The organism is Pseudomonas qingdaonensis (assembly GCF_018398475.1).
Classification (GTDB): domain Bacteria; phylum Pseudomonadota; class Gammaproteobacteria; order Pseudomonadales; family Pseudomonadaceae; genus Aquipseudomonas; species Aquipseudomonas palmensis.
In genome coordinates, this window is record NZ_CP074676.1 from 879,001 (window position 1) to 896,667 (window position 17,667).

Consider the following 17,667-nt stretch of genomic DNA (forward strand, 5'->3'; position numbering starts at 1 on the left):
ACAGCATTTAGGAAAAGGGACGTTTCTCATGAAGAAACTGCTTTGCTTGGCTGCGATTGCAGCCGTTACCCTGGGGCACTCTTTCACCGCAAACGCCGCTGACGCCTCGTTTTCCGTAGGGCAGACCGGTGATTCGACCATGGTCTATCGCCTTGGGCTGCAGTCCAACTGGGACGCCAGCTGGTGGCAGACCAGCGTCGGCCGCGTGACCGGCTACTGGGACGGTGCCTACACCTACTGGGACGGCGACAAGACTTCCAGCAACCACAGCCTCTCGTTCGCGCCCGTGTTCGTCTACGAGTTCGCCGGTGAGTCGGTCAAACCCTACATCGAGGCGGGTATCGGTGTAGCGGCCTTCTCCAGCACCAAGCTTGAAACCAACAAGCTCGGCTCGTCGTTCCAGTTCGAAGACCGCATCGGGTTCGGCTTGCGTTTCGCGGGCGGACACGAGGTAGGCGTGCGTGCCATCCACTATTCGAACGCGGGCCTGCAAAGCCCCAACGATGGCGTGGAAAGCTATTCGCTGCACTACCGCATGCCGCTCTGACGGTCGGCCGGTACCCTGCACCACGAAAAAGGCCCTGACTTGCGTCAGGGCCTTTTTTCATTTTGGCAGCGGCCACAGCTCATTGACCGCCAGCGCCTGCAGGGTCAACTGCTGCGGGCGTTCGCCCAGGCGTTGCAGGATGGCGCTGGCAGCCGAACTGGCGTCCCACTCATCCGGGATGGCAGTGGGTGTGTTCATGGCCTGTGCAGGTGTCTGAGGGGCCACGATGGTCAGGTCGATGCCGTGTGCGACCAGCAGGGGGCGGGCGTCTTCGAACAGTGACGCGATGCTGTTGGCAGGGCGCCGCGGCTGGCCGGGCTCGCCCAGCTGCAGGGCAGAGTACGCACTGAGAATCCCCACCACCTGCGGGGCGCGCCCCTTGTCCAGAAGGGGGAGCGCGCCTTCGAGGCAGTGCGAGGCGGCGGCCAGGTTGCTTCGCACCACGTCCTGCAGCAGTGTCTGGGTAATCGGCAACGGCAGGTAGTCGCAGGTGCCGGCGTTGACGATCAGGCCGTCGATGGCCTGCCATTGCTCGGTCAGGGTGGCGCAGGCGCGCCTGGCCTGCGGCAACTGGTGCAGGTCGCCGGCAAGCACAAGGACCCTACCGGGATAGTCGGTCTCAAGGGGGTGTGCATCGTCGCGATTGCGAACACTGAGCGCCACCTTGCAGCCCTGTTCAAGCAGCGCCTCTGCCAAGGCATGCCCAAGTCCGTTGCTGGCACCGGTAATCCAGATGCGCCGAGGTCGATCACTGCTCAAGATCCTTTCCTCAATCGTTGCGTTTAGGTAAGTGTTTGAACGCATCCAGTGCGCGTTGTCGACTAGAACTTAAGTCTACAATTGCATGAGGATAGACATCTATTGCAAACAAATCGTTCTGGACATTGGGTAAATGGACGGCCTTGTGGTCCAGGTTGCCGCGTTCAGGCAGCCAGTGCTTCAGAAATCGCCCTGCAGGGTCGAAGCGTTGTGACTGGCTCACCGGATTGAAGATCCGAAAGTAGGGCACGGCGTCGGTACCGGTCGAGGCGCTCCACTGCCAGCCGCCGTTGTTGGCGGCCAGGTCGCCGTCGATCAGGTGGCGCATGAAGAAGCGTTCGCCTTCACGCCAGTCGATCAGCAGGTTCTTGGTCAGAAACATGGCCGTGACCATGCGCAGGCGATTGTGCATCCAGCCTGTGGCGAGCAACTGGCGCATGGCCGCATCCACGATAGGGATGCCGGTGCGGCCCTGTTGCCAGGCCAGCAGGTCCTGTGGCGCGTTGCGCCAGGGCAGGGCTTCGGTATGTGACTTGAAGGCACGGTGGCGGGAAACCTGCGGGTAGCCCACCAGGATGTGCTTGTAGAACTCGCGCCACAGCAGTTCATTGATCCAGGTGATGGCGCCGGCATTCCCGCTGTCGAATTCGCCGAAGTTGCAGGCCAGGGCGGCATGCAGGCACTGGCGGGGGGAGATCACCCCGGCGGCGAGGTAGGCCGACAGCTGGCTGGTGCCAGGCACGGCAGGAAGGTCGCGCTGTACCGGATAATCCTCGATGGCCTCGTCGACAAAGCGCGCCAGGCGGCGCGCGGCTTCATCCTCGCCTGCCGGCCACAGCGTGCGCAACGCGTCGGGCGGCGTCTCGAAGCCGGCCACCTGGGTGGGGACGGTGTCGCTGGCAATGGCCAGCCGGGCCTGGGCTGCCGGCGCCGCTACCCGTGAGGGAAGCCCCAGGTGAAGCCGTTCGTAGCACACCTTGCGAAACTGGCTGAACACCTGGAAGTAACCGCCGCTGCGGGTCAGGATGCTGCCGGGCTTGAACAGCAACTGGTCCAGGTAGCTGTGCACCTGGATGTCGGCCTGGCGCAATGCCTGCTGCACGGCCTGATCGCGACGTTGTTCGTGTACCCCGTATTCCTCGTTCAGGTGCACGGCACTGACCGCATGTTGCCTGCACAGCGCGAGCAGCACCCGAGGCGCATCGGCCCACTGGTCGGCATGCACAATCAGCAGGGGAATGTTCAGGGCGTCCAGTGACTGGCGCAGGCTGTGCAGGTTGCGCAGCCAGAAGTCCACCTTGCACGGGGCGTCGTCGTGGGCGAGCCACTGCCCGGGGCTTACCAGCCACACCGCCAGGGTGGGCCCGCGCGAGCAGGCAGCGGCCAGCGCAGTGTTGTCGTGAACGCGCAAGTCGTTGCGCAGCCAGATCAGTTGCATACGAAATCCTGTGAATGTGGGGGAGACGTCAGGTGGCCAGCAGGCCCAGCAACAGGGCGGGCAGCGCCACCACAGAGGACGGCAGATGCACGTTGCCTGCCTGCAGGCCCGCCGCCTCGGCATGCTCCTTGTAGAGCGCGGCCATGCTGCCCAGCAGCAGGGTCGGCAGATCGATCGCATTGAGGCTGCGCTGCAGTTCACGCGGATCGAGCGCCGCGTTCAGGCACATCACCAACGCACAGGGTTTGAGCTGCTGCACGGCAAACGCCAGCTCTCTAGGTGGCAGCGGCCAGTCGAATACCTCGACCGCGCAGCCGGCATCACTGAGCAGCCAGGCGCACAGCCACAGCTGCGGGTCGAATGGCAGGGCCGAGGCGTTGACCAGCAGGGCGGGCGCGGCGTTCAGCTGACGATTGTTGTGATACACCCGCACGCCAAGTTTGCTGCGCAGCCAGGTATGGAAGAACACCTGCTCCATGCGGGCGGCAAAGTGCCCGTGCCAGCGGGTGTCGAGTTCTTGCAGCAACGGCAGCAACAGTTGCTCGCACAGGGTGGCGGCGGGGTAGAGGGCCATGGCCTGGTTGAACAGCTGGTCGAGTCGGCGTTCGGCCAGTTGCGCGATGCAGTCGACCAGTTGCAGGCGCAGGGTGTGCCAGTCGTCGTTGCCGGGTGCGGGTTGCACTGCAGGGGAGGTGTCGAGCAGCGGCTTGACCTGGCCCACCGCGATTCCGCGGTTGAGCCATTGCAGAATCTGCTGGATGCGCTGCACGTGTGCGGCGCTGTAGAGCCGGTGACCCTTGCCGGTGCGCTGCGGCACGATCAGCCCGTAGCGACGCTCCCACGCGCGCAGGGTCACGGGGTTGACCCCGGTCAGGCGGGTGACTTCACGAATGGGCAGCAGGTCGTCTTCAGATGGCATTGCGCAGGCTCAGGTTTTCCGGGTGCGGTTGCAGATAGACCTGCTGCATGAGGTAGGGGTCGGGGTGGCGGCGCAGGTGGTGCTTGAGCAGGGTCAGCGGCACCACCAGCGGGACGATGCCGGCCTGGTACTGCTCGATCAGGGCGCGGATTTCCTGTTTGTCGCGGGGGTCGAGAAACCGGCGCAGGTAGCCGCTCAGGTGCATCAGCACGTTGCCGTGGGTGCCGCGACTGGCGCAGCGGCTCAGGGCGCTCATCAGCTGGCTGAAATACCGTGGGCCGATCTGGGTGGGGTCGTCCTGGCGCTGCATGCTGCCCAGCAACTTGCCGAGCACCTTGTACTGCTGGGGGTTGTGCGCCATCAGCTGGTACTTGTAGCGCGAGTGGAAGGCGATGAGGGCATGCCGACTGAGCCCGCCTGCCAGCAATTGCTGCCAGTCGGCGTATGCATACACGCGGGTGATGAAGTTTTCCCGCAGTACCGGATCGCACAGCCGGCCATCCTCTTCGACCGGCAGGTCGGGGCGCTGGGCGCAGAACCGTGCGGCGTACAGGCCGCGACCGCCTTCGGTGGCCGGGTAGCCGTTGGCCTGGTACACCTTGACCCGTTCCAGGCCGCAGGATGGCGATTTCTGCATGAAGATGTAGCCGCAGATGTCGGTCAGTTGCCCGGCCATTTCTGCGCCGTAGGCATCCAGTGCCTGGCTGACGTCCAGGCTGGCATCGCGGCTGCCCACGGCCCTGGGGTTGGCCGGGTCACCGGTCAGGCGGATGGCCTGGCGAGGTGTGCCCAGGCCGATGGCGACCTCGGGGCAGATGCCGATGAAGTCGAAGTGTTCGGCCAGCACTTCATTGCACAGGCGCGAGGCCTTGTGCCCGCCGTTGTAGCGGACCTCTTCGCCGGTCAGGCATGCACTGATGGCAATCTTTGGTCTGGTGGCCGCCATGGTCGCTCTCGACTGAAATTTGTACAGAAACAAAATTATGTACAGCTTCGCTCATCATAGATAACGCGTTGTACAAGTCAAATGTTCTGTACAGCTTCAGCTGGTGCAGGGGTCATTCCAGGTGTTCGAGCAGGCGCCGCGCCGCTTCCTGGCCGCTGAGCCATGCGCCCTCGACGCGCCCCGACATGCACCAGTCGCCGCAGGCGTACAGGCCCAGGTCGGCATCGGCCAGGGCGCCCCATTCATGGCTGCTGCTCGGGCGGGCATACAACCAGCGATGGGCCAGGGTGAAGGTGGGGGCCGGCACGGCGCAGCCCACCAGTTCGGCGAAGTTGCCCAGCAGGTGCTCGATCACTGCCTCGCGCGACAGGTCGATGTGTTGCTTGCTCCAGCTGGCCGTGGCGTGCAGAACCCAGGTGTCGAGTTTTTCGTCACGCCCGGGCTTGCTGCGGTTGCGCGCCAGCCAGTCGAGGTCGCAGCCCTGCACGAAGCAGCCCTGCATGGGGGTGTCCAGGGGCGTATCGAAGCCCAGCGCAATGGCCCAGGTGGGCTCCATCTGCACGCTGGCGGCCATGCCGGCCAGCTTGGTGGTGGCGCTGAGCAGCTGCGTGGCCTGGGGCGCCGGCACCGCAATGATGACGCGGCTGAACGGCCCGTGGCTGCCGCCCTCGGTGTCCTGCAGGTGCCAGTACTGCTTGCCGCGGAACACCTCGGCAATGCGGCAATTGAAGTTGACGGTGACATCCTTGAGCAGGCCGCGGGTGATGGCGCTCATGCGCGGTACACCCACCCAGCGGAACTGCTCGTCCGGCGAGGGGGTCAGCTGACCTTCGCGGTAGTTGTACAGTTGCGGCTTCCATTCGGCCGCCCAGCCCTTGGCCTGCCAGGCCTGGACCTGTTCGACGAAACGTCGGTCGCGGGCCGTGAAGTACTGCGCGCCCAGGTCCAGGGCGCCGGCTTCGCTGCGTTTGCTGGCCATGCGTCCGCCACTGCCGTGGCCCTTGTCGAACAGGTGCACGGTGTGCCCGGCCTTCTGCAGGGCCTGGGCGGCGGACAGGCCGGCGATGCCGGCACCGATGATTGCGATAGGAACAGTCATGATGGCCTCTTCGAACCTTTTGGAAACAGCCTACGCTGCCCGACAAGCCTGTACAATATCTACAGCTTGTATAAGATGATTCCGCTCGACGTTGCAGGTTGGCCTATGTTTATCCGAGAGCGTTCGGTCAAAAAAGTGCCTTGAACTTAAAAATAGACCAGCGCGCGCCATGTGAGGACACAGCCATGCATATATTGCTGACCGGTGGTACGGGCCTGATCGGCAGACACCTTTGCCGCTTCTGGCAGGACAAGGGTTATCGCCTGACGGTGTGGAGCCGGCGTCCGGCGCAGGTCGCTCAGGTGTGCGGGGCAGGGGTGCGCGGCATTGCCCGGCTCGACGAACTGGGCGAGGAGCCGGTGGACGCCGTGGTCAACCTGGCTGGTGCGCCGATTGCCGATCGCCACTGGACGTCGCACCGACGCGCACTGCTGTGGGCCAGCCGCATCACCCTCACCGAGCAGTTGATTGCCTGGCTGCAAGGCCGGCAGCAGCGTCCTGCGGTGCTGATCTCGGGGTCGGCGGTGGGGTGGTATGGCGATGGTGGTGAGCGCGAGCTGACCGAGCTGTCGCAGCCGGTCAAGGAGGACTTTGCCAGCCAGCTGTGCATTGCCTGGGAAGAAACCGCGCTGCGCGCCGAGGCCCTGGGCATGCGGGTGGTGCTGGTGCGTACCGGGCTGGTGCTGGCGGCCGAGGGCGGCTTTTTGTCGCGCCTGCGCCTGCCGTTCAAGCTCGGGCTGGGCGGGCCGATTGGCAGTGGTCGCCAGTGGATGCCGTGGGTCCATCTGGACGACCAAATCGCCCTGATTGATTTTCTGTTGCAGCGCGAGGATGCCAGCGGTCCTTATAATGCCTGCGCGCCGGAGCCGGTGCGCAACCGCGAATTTGCCCGACGCCTGGGGCGCGCGCTGCACCGCCCGGCGTTCATGCCGTTGCCGGCGCTGGTGCTGCGCGCCGGGCTCGGCGAACTGTCGGTATTGCTGCTGGGTGGCCAGCGGGCGCGCCCGGTGCGCTTGCTGGCGGCAGGCTTCACGTTCCGTTACAACGATGTGCAATCGGCGCTGGATGACTTGTCCGCGCGCCTCTGAAAAGGATGTTGCATGACCGATCATGCTCTGCTGCTGGTCAACCTGGGTTCACCGGCTTCCACTTCCGTCGCCGACGTGCGTCGTTACCTCAACCAGTTTCTGATGGACCCGTATGTGATCGACCTGCCGTGGCCGGTGCGTCGCCTGCTGGTCTCGCTGATCCTGATCAAGCGTCCGGAGCAGTCGGCCCACGCCTATGCCTCCATCTGGTGGGAGGAAGGCTCGCCGCTGGTGGTGCTGACCCGGCGCCTGCAGCAGGCCATGGGCGCGCACTGGGCCCATGGCCCAGTGGAAATCGCCATGCGCTATGGCGAGCCTTCGCTGTCCACGGTGTTGCAGCGTCTGGCCGGCCAGGGCGTCACCAAGGTGACCCTGGCGCCGTTGTACCCGCAGTTTGCCGACAGCACCGTGACCACCGTGATCGAGCAGGCCAAGGCCGTGGTGGCCGAGCACAAGCTGGCATTGCAGATGCCGGTGCTGCGTCCGTTCTATGACCAGCCGCTGTACATCGACGCGCTGGTGGCCAGTGCCAGGCCGTACCTGGAGCAGGGCTTCGATCACCTGCTGCTGAGCTTTCACGGTTTGCCCGAGCGGCACCTGAAGAAACTCGACCCTACCGGTTCGCATTGTTTCCAGAATGCCGACTGCTGCCGCAACGCTTCGCCCGAGGTGCTGGCGGTGTGTTATCGCGCGCAGTGCCTGCGTTCGGCACAGTTGTTCGCGCAGAAGATGGGCCTGGCCGAGGGCCAATGGTCGGTGTCGTTCCAGTCGCGGCTGGGCCGGGCCAAGTGGATCGAACCCTACACCGAGGCGCGCCTGGACGAGCTGGGCAAGGCAGGCGTCAAGAAGCTGCTGGTGATGTGCCCGGCGTTCGTGGCCGACTGCATCGAGACGCTGGAAGAAATCGGCGATCGCGGGCGCGAGCAGTTTGTCGAGGCGGGCGGGCAAGAGCTGGTGCTGGTGCCGTGCCTGAATGATCACCCGCAGTGGGTGGAGGCGCTTACGCAGTTGTGTGAGCAGGCGGGTTAGGTAGTGCAGCGTTCGCCGGCAAGGCCGGCTCCTACAGGTTTGCGCGAACCCCTGTAGGAGCCGGCCTTGCCGGCGAAGCGTTTCAGATCAAGGCAAATGGTCGTCCAGCACCTTGTTCTTCCAGCCGTCATTACCCGGCAGCAGCAGGTTGAGCGCAATGGCCACCACGGCGCACAGCGCGATACCCTTCAGGCCCCAGTCGTCCGGGCCGGTACCGGTGCCGACCAGCACACCGCCAATCCCGAACACCAGGGTCACCGAGACGATCACCAGGTTGCGCGCTTCGCTCAGGTCGATCTTGTGGCGGATCATGGTGTTCATGCCCACTGCCGCAATCGAGCCGAACAGCAGGCACAGGATGCCGCCCATCACCGGCACCGGAATGCTCTGCAGCAACGCGCCGAACTTGCCGACGAAGGCCAGGCTGATGGCGAACACGGCCGCCCAGGTCATGATCTTGGGGTTGTAGTTCTTGGTCAGCATCACCGCGCCGGTCACTTCGGCGTAGGTGGTGTTGGGCGGGCCGCCGAACAGGCCGGCGGTGGTGGTGGCGATGCCGTCACCCAGCAGGGTGCGGTGCAGGCCGGGCTTTTTCAGGTAGTCGCGACCGGTCACGCTGCCCACTGCAATCACGCCGCCGATATGCTCGATCGCCGGGGCCAGGGCCACCGGTACGATGAACAGGATCGCCTGCCAGTTGAAGGCCGGCGCGGTGAAGTGCGGCAGGGCCAGCCAGGGGGCGGCGGCGATCTTGGCGGTGTCGACCACACCGAAGTAGAACGACAGGCCAAAGCCCACCAGCACCCCGGCAATGATCGGCACCAGGCGGAAGATGCCCTTGCCGAACACCGCCACGATGAGGGTGGTGAGCAGCGCCGGCATCGAGATCATCATCGCGGTGCTGTAGGGCAGCAGTTCGGCGCCGTCGCCGGCCTTGCCCATGGCCATGTTGGCGGCAATCGGCGCCATCGCCAGGCCGATCGAGATGATCACCGGGCCGATCACCACCGGCGGCAGCAGGCGGTCGATGAAGCCGGTGCCCTTGATCTTCACGGCCAGGCCCAGGAAGGTGTAGACGAACCCGGCCGCCATCACCCCGCCCATGGTCTCGGCCAGGCCGAACTGGCCCTTGGCGAGAATGATGGGGGTGATGAAGGCAAAGCTGGAGGCGAGGAATACCGGCACCTGACGGCCAGTGACCACCTGGAACAGCAGAGTCCCCAGGCCCGCAGTGAACAGCGCAACGTTGGGGTCGAGGCCGGTAATCAGCGGCATCAGCACCAGCGCGCCGAATGCCACGAAGAGCATCTGCGCGCCGGAGACGACCTGGCGCCAGAGCGGGTCGTTGAACTCGTCCTGCATGTTCAGGTGTCCTTCTGCTTGGTGCCGAAGATCTTGTCGCCTGCATCGCCCAGGCCGGGAATGATGTAGCCGTGTTCGTTCAGGCGTTCATCGATCGAGGCGGTGTAGATGTGCACGTCGGGGTGTGCACCCTCGACCGCCGCGATGCCTTCGGGCGCTGCCACCAGCACCATGGCGCGGATGTCCTTGCAGCCGGCCTTCTTCAGCAGGTCGATGGTGGCGATCATGGAGCTGCCGGTGGCCAGCATCGGGTCGATGATCATGGCCAGGCGCTCGTCGATCTCGGGTACCAGTTTTTCCAGGTAGGTGTGCGCTTCGAGGGTTTCCTCGTTGCGGGCAACGCCCACGGCGCTGACCTTGGCGCCCGGGATCAGGCTGAGCACGCCGTCGAGCATGCCGATACCGGCGCGCAGGATCGGCACCACGGTGATCTTCTTGCCGGCGATCTTCTCGACCTGTACGGTGCCGCACCAGCCTTGAATGTCGTAGCTTTCCAGCGGCAGATCCTTGGTTGCCTCGTACGTCAGGAGCGCGCCGACTTCCTGGGCGAGTTCGCGAAAATTCTTCGTGCTGATATCGGCGCGGCGCATCAGGCCGAGCTTGTGACGGATCAGCGGATGGCGGATCTCACGGGTTGGCATAGGGAAAGGCTCCGGGGGGCGGGCAAAAAAACCGCGCTAGAGTAATCTATTCGGCCGCAGGTGTCCTATAGGCATTGTGCACGTTAGTCCATAAATGCTTGATCTGATGCGTGAGGGTGCGTACCTTTGCCCGCTTTTCTCAACCGCAGCCCCCTGGAGAGCGTCATGTCCGCTGATCTCGAGCATATCCGTCAAGTCATGCGTGAAGCAGACTGCCTGCACAGCGAAGCCGAAGTCGAAGCGGCGATTGCCCGTGTGGGCGCGCAGATCACCGCCGACCTGGCCGACCGCAACCCGGTGGTGTTCTGCGTGATGAACGGTGGCCTGATCTTCTCCGGCAAGCTGCTGACCCATTTGCAGTTCCCGCTGGAGGCGTCCTACCTGCATGCCACGCGCTACCGCAACCAGACCAGCGGCGGTGACCTGTTCTGGAAGGCCAAGCCCGAAGTGTCGTTCATCGATCGAGAAGTGCTGATCATCGACGACATCCTCGACGAAGGGCACACCCTCAGCGCCATCATCGACTTCTGCAAGCATGCCGGTGCCAAGGCGGTGTACAGCGCGGTGCTGGTGGACAAGGACCACGACCGCAAGGCCAGCCCTGACCTGAAGGCCGACTACTGCGGTTTGAGCTGCGTTGACCGCTATGTGTTCGGCTACGGCATGGACTACAAGGGCTACTGGCGCAATGCGGCAGGTATCTATGCCGTGAAGGGCATGTAAAACCGGGTGGGAGCTGACTTGGCCCGCGAAAGGGGCGATGCGGTATCAGCTATTTGCGGTGCCTGCATCGCGGGTCAGGCCCGCTCCCACAAGAGGCCATCAGCTTCGTACATTTCTCATGCTAGAGTGCCAGGCCGCCCCCAAGGAGCCTGCCATGCGCGCCATCCTCGCCCTCCTGCTGCTGACCAGCCTGCCCCTGGCCGCCGCGCCGCTGCACAGCCAGTTCCTGCCGCCCGACGACCTTACCCTGCGCCAGGAAACCCCCGAAGCCCAGCAACTGCTGCAGGTGACCCAGTATTCGGTGGTGGTCGGCAACCAGCGTCAGTCCAACCAGCAACCGATACCGGTCACGGCACCGGTGCTGATGCGCCTCAAGGGCAAGCCCCTGAACAAGGGCGCCACCATCAGCGAGGTGCTGATCAGCTTCGACGGCGAAGGCAAGAGCCTGCGCAAACCGGCGTTCGACGCCAAGAGCCGCACCCTGACCCTCAACTATCCCGCCAGCCAGTATCGGGTGATTCTCGACCTGCTGCGCAACGACACCCTGTACGTGCAGTTCCTCAGCTATGCCAACGGTCATATCTGGGCCGATGTGCACACCGGCACCCTACGCGCGCGTTGAGCCACAGCGCTGCCGGGGGGTAAACTGCCGGCCCGTGAAAAATGTCCGTGATGGTTCAGTTGGAGTCGGCAATGCGTAAAGACAAGAAGCAAGTGATTGGTGATGAGATCAGCGACGACTACATCAAGTCGTTTCTCCAGTTCGAACCGGCCGATGCCAGCTCGCCCTCGCACCACAAACTGATCAAGGCCTATCGCGGCCTGCGCATCGATGACTTCGAACGTTTCGTCGGCTTCTTCGTCGAGGCCGGATACGATGTGGACGGCAAGGACGAGCACGGCAACACCTTCGCCCAGGTGATCGGCGACCAGCGCAATGCGCCCGAGTACATCGAGATCATCGACAGCGCCCGCAAGTGAGTACATCGCAGCCATGAAAAAACGCCCCGAGGGGCGTTTTTTCATGCATCACGCTTACGCGTAGCTTTGCGTCGGCTGGTTCTCGACCAGGCCCAGGGCCTCGTCGTTCTGCGCGCTGATCTTGTGGTACAGCGCAGCGTCGGTCGCCAGGACCTTCTCCCGTGCCGGGAAGATCTCGTTGAGCTTGGCCGCCCAGGCGCCCTTGGCCTGCTCGGGGAAGCAGCGTTCGATCAGTTCCAGCATGATCGACACGGTGACCGAAGCACCCGGCGAGGCGCCCAGCAGGGCGGCCAGCGAGCCGTCCTTGGCCGCCACCAGTTCGGTACCGAACTGCAGGATGCCGCCTTTTTTCGGGTCTTTCTTGATGATCTGCACCCGTTGCCCGGCCACTTCCAGGCGCCAGTCTTCGGCCTTGGCTTCAGGGTAGAAGCGACGCAGCGATTCCAGGCGCTGTTCCATCGACTGCATCACCTCGCTGACCAGGTACTTGGTCAGGTCGAAGTTGTCGCGGGCCACGGCCAGCATCGGCCCGATATTGCCCAGGCGCACCGACAGCGGCAGGTCGAGGAACGAGCCGTGCTTGAGGAACTTGGTGGTGAAGCCGGCGTACGGGCCGAACAGCAGCGAGGTCTTGCCGTCGACGACGCGGGTATCCAGGTGCGGTACCGACATCGGCGGCGAACCCACGGCGGCCTGGCTGTAGACCTTGGCCTGGTGGCGCTTGACCACCTCGGGGTTGTCGCAGCGCAGCCACTGGCCGCTGACCGGGAAACCGCCGAAGCCCTTGCTCTCCTCGATGCCCGACAGCTGCAGCAGCGGCAGGGCCGCGCCACCGGCGCCGAGGAACACGAAGCGGGCATCGACGTCGCGGCTGCTGCCGCTGTTGACGTCCTTGATGGTGACGGTCCAGCCGCTGCCGTTACGGCGCAGGCCGGTGACCTTCTTGCTGTACTTGACCTGCGACTCGGGGGTGTCGGCCAGGTGCTTGAGCAGCTTGTTGGTCAGGGCGCCGAAGTTGACGTCGGTGCCTTTCATCACGCGGGTGGCGGCGATGTGCTGGTCGGCGGGGCGGCCCGGCATCATCAGCGGCATCCACTCGTTCATCAGCGCCTTGTCTTCGGTGTATTCCATCTCGGCGAAGGCGTGGTGAGGCTTGAGCGATTCAAACCGCTTTTTCAGGAACGCGACGCCCTTGTCACCTTCGACGTAGCTCAGGTGCGGGATCGGGTTGATGAAGGCACGCGGGTTCTTGAAGGCGCCCTTTTTGCTCAGGTAGGCCCAGAACTGCCGGGATACCTCGAACTGGGTATTGATGTGTACCGCTTTCTTGATGTCGATGCTGCCGTCGGCGGCCTGCGGCGTGTAGTTCAGCTCACACAGCCCGGCATGGCCGGTCCCGGCGTTGTTCCACGGGTTGGAACTTTCCGCGGCACCCGAATCCATCAACTCGACGACTTCCAGCTTCATCGCCGGGTCGAGTTCCTTGAGCAGTACGGCCAGGGTGGCACTCATGATGCCGGCCCCTACCAGTACTACATCGACTGCTTCGTTCTGCGCCATTAACGCGTCTCCAAAAATCTTCAGCACCAAATTGACAGCATGGCTCCCAGGCTTGGCCGGGATTTCCATGTCCGCTACTTCGCAGGTTTTTCAACTTCCGCGGACACCACCAACCGGGCTTTGCGTTGCCTATGAACGCATTTTACCGCCCGTGCGGCAATTCGACTTATGGTCAAGGTGTCCATCGTGCGCTATGGACCGGCCTTAGTCACCCATCGCAGATGAGTGCTGTTGCCAGCTGTTTGGGGCTTTCAGGGACGCAGTTGCTGCTTTTACACATGCCAGACTGTTCATTGCTCGCCACACTCTCGTGAAGTTGTGAAAACCGTTTTTTCACGCTCTTTTGGAGTCGTGAACCTCAAAAAGGGTGTGCACGATGGCAAACCCGGCAGGTTCAGGCAGAGCAGAGCGCCGAAGGAACGCGGGCACACCAGCTTGGCAAGACCTGTGTGGGCGGCTCTCTGTGGGCGATTCGGGGATGCCGATGCAATGGCATTGGCGGTGCTGCGAGGCCCGATCAGGAGACGTCCTTATAATCGGGGGGAGATTATAACGAGGTCGCGGGCAGAAACGATCTTTATTAACGACTTTTGTTGCGCTTTGCTTCGCCGGCCACGCCGTGGCGGGCTGGCCTGCAGGGGGCAGGCGGCTGAACAGAGCGCTCACCGGCGCAGATGGGCAGTCTACGCGGTCGATGATGAAACGATTGTGACAGTGGCTGGCCCCGATGGCTGGGGTGGTCCCGGGTGGTTATACTGGCGACCTTTGCTGCTATTCCTGGAGAGATGAGCATGTTGCAACGTTTGTTGTTCGGTTTGATCGCTGTCACCAGCCTGACCCTGGTCGGTTGTGCCCACAGCCCGCAACAACTCAGCCCGCAACCCAAACTCACTGCCCAGCTCGCGCCCGTGGGTCGTGGCCAGCCGGTGGTGGTCAAGGTGGTCGATGGTCGTCCTTCGCAAACCCTGGGTACCCGCGGCGGGCTGTACCCGGAAACCAGCGCCATCACCGTGAACGGCAATGACATCGTGCCCAAGCTGCAGGCCCAGGCCGAGGCAGCGGTGCGCCTGCTGGGCTTCACGCCCACGGCGAACGCCTACAACGCCCCGCAGCTGACCGTGACCCTGGCCGAGCTGAAGTACCAGTCGCCCAAGGAAGGCCTGTACGTGACCGAGGCCACCATTGGCGCCACCTTCCGTGCCGACGTGTCCAATGCCAACCGCCGCTACAGCGGTCGCTACGGCGCCTCGCTGGACCAGCGCTTCGGCATGGCGCCCAACCAGGAAACCAACACCAAGCTGGTGGGTGACGTGCTCAGCGACGCCCTGACCCGCCTGTTCAAGGACCCGACGGTCGGTCAGGTACTGGGCGAGTAAACCCGCTGACGGCAAACGAAAAAGCCCGATGCCTCGTTGCAGGCATCGGGCTTTTTAGTGGGCGTGACCTGCTCAGGCGGCTTCGACGTAGAAGTCCAGCAGGCTGATGCCGGTGCCCTGGTCGACCTCCGGCAGGTCATGGTGGACATGCCCGCCAAGTGCGCAGTACACCAGCCACTGGCGGTCCTGGACGTTGAACGCCAGGCCGTCGATCAAGGCCTGTTGTTCATCGCTGGGGGCGATCAGATAGAGGCGGTCCTGGTTTTCGGCGTGCAGCATGACAAGCTCCCTGAGTGTTGAAGGGCAATAGAGTGGCTTGTCGGGATGACGAACGTGTGACGGCCGGATTTAATTGTCATCGGTCGCAAAGTACGAGAGAGCCGCTGGCGCTTGGGTAGAATGCGCGGCGTGTCGAGGTCTGGTTTTTAATCGAGGTTGTGCGATGTCGTTGCAAATGATGTGGGGGCTGCTGGCGGCCCACCCGGCCAAGCTGATCAATGTGCTGGCCTTGTTGATTACCTGCCCTGGCGGGTTGCTGTTGCAAGCGGCGCGGCGTCGTGGCGTGCAGGCGCTGGCGGGGCTGGCGCGTGATGAGGTGATGGTGGAGGGGATGAACCTGCGGGTGAACCGGTTCTACTACATCCTGGGGTTTTCGTGCCTGGCGATGGCGCTGCTGCTGTCGTGGTTCAGTACCTGGATCTGAGGTGAAGCCATCGCGGGTCAAGCCCGCTCCCACATGTTCTGCACTGTACTCAAGGCCAGTGATATCCCTGTGGGAGCGGGCTTGACCCGCGATACGGGCGACGCGCTCTAGAGCGCCAACCCCGCCTTGACGCGATACTGGTTGCGCACCGGCATCGCATACTGCAGCACCAGGTACGGCTGGTGTTCCACCGGGCAGGCATCCAGGCGCCGCTGCCACTCGGCCTGGGCTCGGGCCAGCTCATCGGCCGGGAACACCTCGGCGGCCCTGGGCACCTGCAACTGCGGGTCGGCATCGGCCCACTGTGCATACGCCAGGTAATGCACCGGGAACAACCGGTAGCCACCCAGTATCTGCCGATCGATTTCCGCCGCCAGCTGCTTGGTGTCTTCGAAGTACTCGCTCACCGGCGGGGCGAAGTTGATGTGCACGCGACCTTTGTAGCCGGTAATGCCCTGGGCGATGCTCACGTCATCCTCGCCAGGCGCCTTGCTGTAGGTGCCGGTGGTGGCGCGGATGTACAGCTCGCGGGCCTTGGCCTGGTCGCACGGGTCGTACTCGTAGCTGATCGACACCGGGCTCAGGTTCAGCGACTGGATCACCGCGCCGAACGGTTCGTCCTTGCGGCTCATGTGGAACATCTTGAGGATCGCCGAATCGGTGCGGTCGTCACCATCCTTGGCGCGGCCCTCGGCCTGGGCGATCCAGATCGAGGCGCAGTCGTTGCGGATCGAGTGGTTGATGTAGGCCGACAGCAGCTGATAGGCCGCCAGCTTTTCGCGCCGCCCGGTGATCGAGCGGTGCACGATGAAGCTCTTGTTCAGGCGCATCATGTCGCTGACGAACGGCTTTTGCAGCAGGTTGTCGCCGATCGCGATGCGCGGGGTCGGCAGGCCGGCGTGGTACACCGCATAGTTGACGAAGGCCGGGTCCATCACGATGTCGCGGTGGTTGGCCAGGAACAGGTAGGCACTGCCGGACTTGAACTGCTCGACACCGGTGTAGGTCACCCCGTCGGTGGCGCGGTCGATGGTGTGGTCGACGTAGTATTCGACCTTGTCCTGCAGGGTCGATACGCAACTGACCCCGGCAAATTCCTTGCGCAGGCGCCGAGCGATCAGCGGCTTGAGCAGCCAGCCGAAGGCCCCGGCCATGCGCGGGAAGCGAAAGTGGGTGAGGATATCCAGAAATGCCGGGTCGCTGAGCAGGCGCGCCAGCACGGCGGGCACCTCGGCGTCGTTGTACGGTCGGATGGCATCGAATTCGCCCATCATGCTCTCTTGTTGGAAACGGCTAGGGTAATAGTAGGGCTGCGGACTGAAAAACGGCTCAGACACCGGCAAGGCCTGTAAATAGACCGGCAATTATACGCACAAGTCACCTGGGAGACTGCGATGGTGGAATCTGCTTTCTATGATTGTCCTTACTGCGGTGAGCAAGTGGAAACCACCGTTGACCTGTCCGGTGGCGACCAGAGCTATATCGAGGACTGCCAGGTCTGTTGCCGGCCGATCGTGTTCGTGCTGCAGGTGCATGGCGAGGAGTGGATGCTGGACGTCAAGCGCGAGGACGAGTGATGCAGCGTATCTACGAGCCGGAAAGTCTGCTGGAGGCCGAGCTTCTGATCGGCATGCTGCGCAGCGAAGGGATCAAGGCGCACCTGAGTGGGCGCGACCTGATGGGCGCCGTGGGCGAGCTGCCGATGCAGGGGCTGCTGGGCCTGGCGGTGCCCGATGCGCAGGCCGAATACGCACGCCAGCTGATCGCCGCGTACAATGGCGCCCAGCCGCTTCCTGGCGACGAGCCGGAGAGTCTTCCGGGAATACTGATTTGCTAGGTTTTGCTCATGTGTGGACGTTACGCCCTGTTTCGCTGGTCTTCGGCGTTTGCCGCGCTGCCCGGGTTTCCGCCTGACCAGCAGGCGCAATGGAACATCTCGCCCGGCGCCTCGGTGCTGATCCAGCGTCAGCGCGAAGGCCAGCTGGAGCTGGCGCGGGCGCGCTGGGGGCTGACCCCGGCGTGGCTGACCGACCTGTCGCGCACCCCGGCCCAGGCGCGCGCCGAGACCCTGGCCGAGCAACCGATGTTTCGCGAAGCGTTTCGCCTGCGCCGTTGCCTGCTGCCGGCCAACGGCTTCTACGAGTGGCGCGGCACGGCGCGCAAGCGGCCGTACTGGCTGACGCCGGGCGAGGGGTCTTCGCTGTTCTTTGCCGGCGTGTGGGAGGCCTACCCGGTGCAGGACCAGGTGTGGCTGAGCACGGCGGTGGTGACCCAGGCCGCGGTCAACCAGCGCCGGCCGCTGATTCTGGATGCGGCAGGGCAGGCCGCGTGGCTGGACCCGCAGACGCCGCTGGTGAAGTTGCAGGAATTGCTCGCTGGCCCGCAGGCCGCCTTGCGTGAACGGGTGCTGGCGAACCTGGTGAATGATCCGAAGTTGAATGCGCCGGAGTGCCTGACCCCGGCGTAAGTGGTGAGCCCTTCGCCGGCAAGGCCGGT

The 17,667-nt window shown here is 63.9% G+C and carries 21 protein-coding genes; 11 read left to right on the forward strand and 10 right to left on the reverse strand.

Features of this window, described 5'->3' with window-relative positions; all coding sequences use genetic code 11:
* The first annotated feature begins 28 nt into the window (after positions 1–28).
* Positions 29–547, forward strand: coding sequence for an acyloxyacyl hydrolase (locus KH389_RS03975; protein WP_043864335.1), 519 nt, complete (start codon positions 29–31; stop codon positions 545–547).
* 57 nt (positions 548–604) lie between these two features.
* Here the strand turns inward: KH389_RS03975 and KH389_RS03980 are convergent, their stop codons facing one another.
* The 5 genes from KH389_RS03980 to KH389_RS04000 form a co-directional block, all read right to left on the reverse strand.
* A complete protein-coding gene (locus tag KH389_RS03980; RefSeq protein WP_160296671.1) occupies positions 605–1,306 on the reverse strand; it encodes an SDR family NAD(P)-dependent oxidoreductase in 702 nt (233 codons plus the stop codon).
* A 10-nt stretch (positions 1,307–1,316) separates the two neighbouring features.
* Positions 1,317–2,744, reverse strand: coding sequence for a deoxyribodipyrimidine photo-lyase (gene phrB, locus KH389_RS03985; protein WP_213606910.1), 1,428 nt, complete (start codon positions 2,742–2,744; stop codon positions 1,317–1,319).
* 28 nt (positions 2,745–2,772) lie between these two features.
* Complete coding sequence (locus KH389_RS03990) at positions 2,773–3,663, reverse strand: MerR family transcriptional regulator (protein ID WP_043864337.1); 891 nt, start codon at positions 3,661–3,663, stop codon at positions 2,773–2,775.
* Positions 3,653–4,609, reverse strand: a complete 957-nt coding sequence (locus tag KH389_RS03995; protein WP_054916238.1) for a YbgA family protein — start codon at positions 4,607–4,609, stop codon at positions 3,653–3,655. The genes KH389_RS03990 and KH389_RS03995 overlap by 11 nt, the downstream gene beginning before the upstream one ends.
* A 112-nt stretch (positions 4,610–4,721) precedes the next feature.
* Complete coding sequence (locus KH389_RS04000; protein ID WP_213606911.1) at positions 4,722–5,708, reverse strand: NAD(P)/FAD-dependent oxidoreductase; 987 nt, start codon at positions 5,706–5,708, stop codon at positions 4,722–4,724.
* A gap of 185 nt (positions 5,709–5,893) precedes the next feature.
* Between KH389_RS04000 and KH389_RS04005 the strand changes: the two genes are divergently transcribed.
* Entirely contained in the window at positions 5,894–6,796 is a 903-nt protein-coding gene (locus tag KH389_RS04005; protein ID WP_213606912.1) for a TIGR01777 family oxidoreductase, read from the forward strand.
* Positions 6,797–6,808: 12 nt separating this feature from the next.
* Positions 6,809–7,825: a ferrochelatase gene (gene hemH, locus KH389_RS04010; protein ID WP_043864341.1), complete on the forward strand. Its 1,017-nt coding sequence runs from the start codon at positions 6,809–6,811 to the stop codon at positions 7,823–7,825.
* 87 nt (positions 7,826–7,912) lie between these two features.
* Here hemH and KH389_RS04015 read toward each other — a convergent pair whose 3' ends face one another.
* On the reverse strand, positions 7,913–9,187 hold the full coding sequence (locus tag KH389_RS04015) for a uracil-xanthine permease family protein (protein ID WP_043864342.1): 1,275 nt from the start codon (positions 9,185–9,187) through the stop codon (positions 7,913–7,915).
* A 2-nt stretch (positions 9,188–9,189) separates the two neighbouring features.
* Positions 9,190–9,828: a uracil phosphoribosyltransferase gene (upp, locus tag KH389_RS04020; protein ID WP_054916236.1), complete on the reverse strand. Its 639-nt coding sequence runs from the start codon at positions 9,826–9,828 to the stop codon at positions 9,190–9,192.
* Between the two features lie 165 nt (positions 9,829–9,993).
* Between upp and KH389_RS04025 the strand changes: the two genes are divergently transcribed.
* From KH389_RS04025 to KH389_RS04035, 3 genes are all read left to right on the forward strand, one after another.
* A complete protein-coding gene (locus KH389_RS04025) occupies positions 9,994–10,551 on the forward strand; it encodes a hypoxanthine-guanine phosphoribosyltransferase (RefSeq protein WP_043864344.1) in 558 nt (185 codons plus the stop codon).
* Positions 10,552–10,705: 154 nt separating this feature from the next.
* Complete coding sequence (locus tag KH389_RS04030; RefSeq protein ID WP_054916235.1) at positions 10,706–11,173, forward strand: hypothetical protein; 468 nt, start codon at positions 10,706–10,708, stop codon at positions 11,171–11,173.
* A gap of 71 nt (positions 11,174–11,244) precedes the next feature.
* The gene (locus KH389_RS04035; protein ID WP_054916234.1) at positions 11,245–11,532 is read left to right on the forward strand and encodes a PA4642 family protein; all 288 of its coding nucleotides are present in this window, start codon (positions 11,245–11,247) and stop codon (positions 11,530–11,532) included.
* Positions 11,533–11,586: 54 nt separating this feature from the next.
* On the opposite strand, the gene mqo is transcribed toward KH389_RS04035, so the two are convergent.
* Entirely contained in the window at positions 11,587–13,092 is a 1,506-nt protein-coding gene (gene mqo, locus KH389_RS04040; RefSeq protein ID WP_043864347.1) for a malate dehydrogenase (quinone), read from the reverse strand.
* A 791-nt stretch (positions 13,093–13,883) separates the two neighbouring features.
* Here mqo and KH389_RS04045 point away from each other — a divergent pair.
* Positions 13,884–14,468 (forward strand): YajG family lipoprotein, encoded by a 585-nt coding sequence (locus tag KH389_RS04045; protein ID WP_043864348.1) that lies wholly within the window; start codon positions 13,884–13,886, stop codon positions 14,466–14,468.
* A 72-nt stretch (positions 14,469–14,540) separates the two neighbouring features.
* On the opposite strand, the gene KH389_RS04050 is transcribed toward KH389_RS04045, so the two are convergent.
* The gene (locus tag KH389_RS04050; RefSeq protein ID WP_213606914.1) at positions 14,541–14,747 is read right to left on the reverse strand and encodes a hypothetical protein; all 207 of its coding nucleotides are present in this window, start codon (positions 14,745–14,747) and stop codon (positions 14,541–14,543) included.
* A 163-nt stretch (positions 14,748–14,910) separates the two neighbouring features.
* Between KH389_RS04050 and KH389_RS04055 the strand changes: the two genes are divergently transcribed.
* A complete protein-coding gene (locus KH389_RS04055; protein WP_213606916.1) occupies positions 14,911–15,171 on the forward strand; it encodes a hypothetical protein in 261 nt (86 codons plus the stop codon).
* A gap of 107 nt (positions 15,172–15,278) precedes the next feature.
* Here KH389_RS04055 and KH389_RS04060 read toward each other — a convergent pair whose 3' ends face one another.
* A complete protein-coding gene (locus KH389_RS04060) occupies positions 15,279–16,442 on the reverse strand; it encodes a 1-acyl-sn-glycerol-3-phosphate acyltransferase (protein ID WP_043864351.1) in 1,164 nt (387 codons plus the stop codon).
* 123 nt (positions 16,443–16,565) lie between these two features.
* On the opposite strand from KH389_RS04060, the gene KH389_RS04065 reads away from it, so the two are divergent.
* The 3 genes from KH389_RS04065 to KH389_RS04075 are packed head-to-tail and all read left to right on the forward strand — an operon-like array spanning position 16,566 to position 17,638.
* The gene (locus tag KH389_RS04065) at positions 16,566–16,748 is read left to right on the forward strand and encodes a CPXCG motif-containing cysteine-rich protein (RefSeq protein ID WP_054916232.1); all 183 of its coding nucleotides are present in this window, start codon (positions 16,566–16,568) and stop codon (positions 16,746–16,748) included.
* Positions 16,748–17,008, forward strand: coding sequence for a putative signal transducing protein (locus tag KH389_RS04070; protein WP_054916231.1), 261 nt, complete (start codon positions 16,748–16,750; stop codon positions 17,006–17,008). The genes KH389_RS04065 and KH389_RS04070 overlap by 1 nt, the downstream gene beginning before the upstream one ends.
* Positions 17,009–17,017: 9 nt before the next feature.
* Positions 17,018–17,638 carry an SOS response-associated peptidase gene (locus tag KH389_RS04075; RefSeq protein WP_043864354.1) on the forward strand — a complete coding sequence of 207 codons (621 nt, stop codon included), beginning with the start codon at positions 17,018–17,020 and terminating at the stop codon, positions 17,636–17,638.
* The last annotated feature ends 29 nt before the right edge of the window (positions 17,639–17,667 follow it).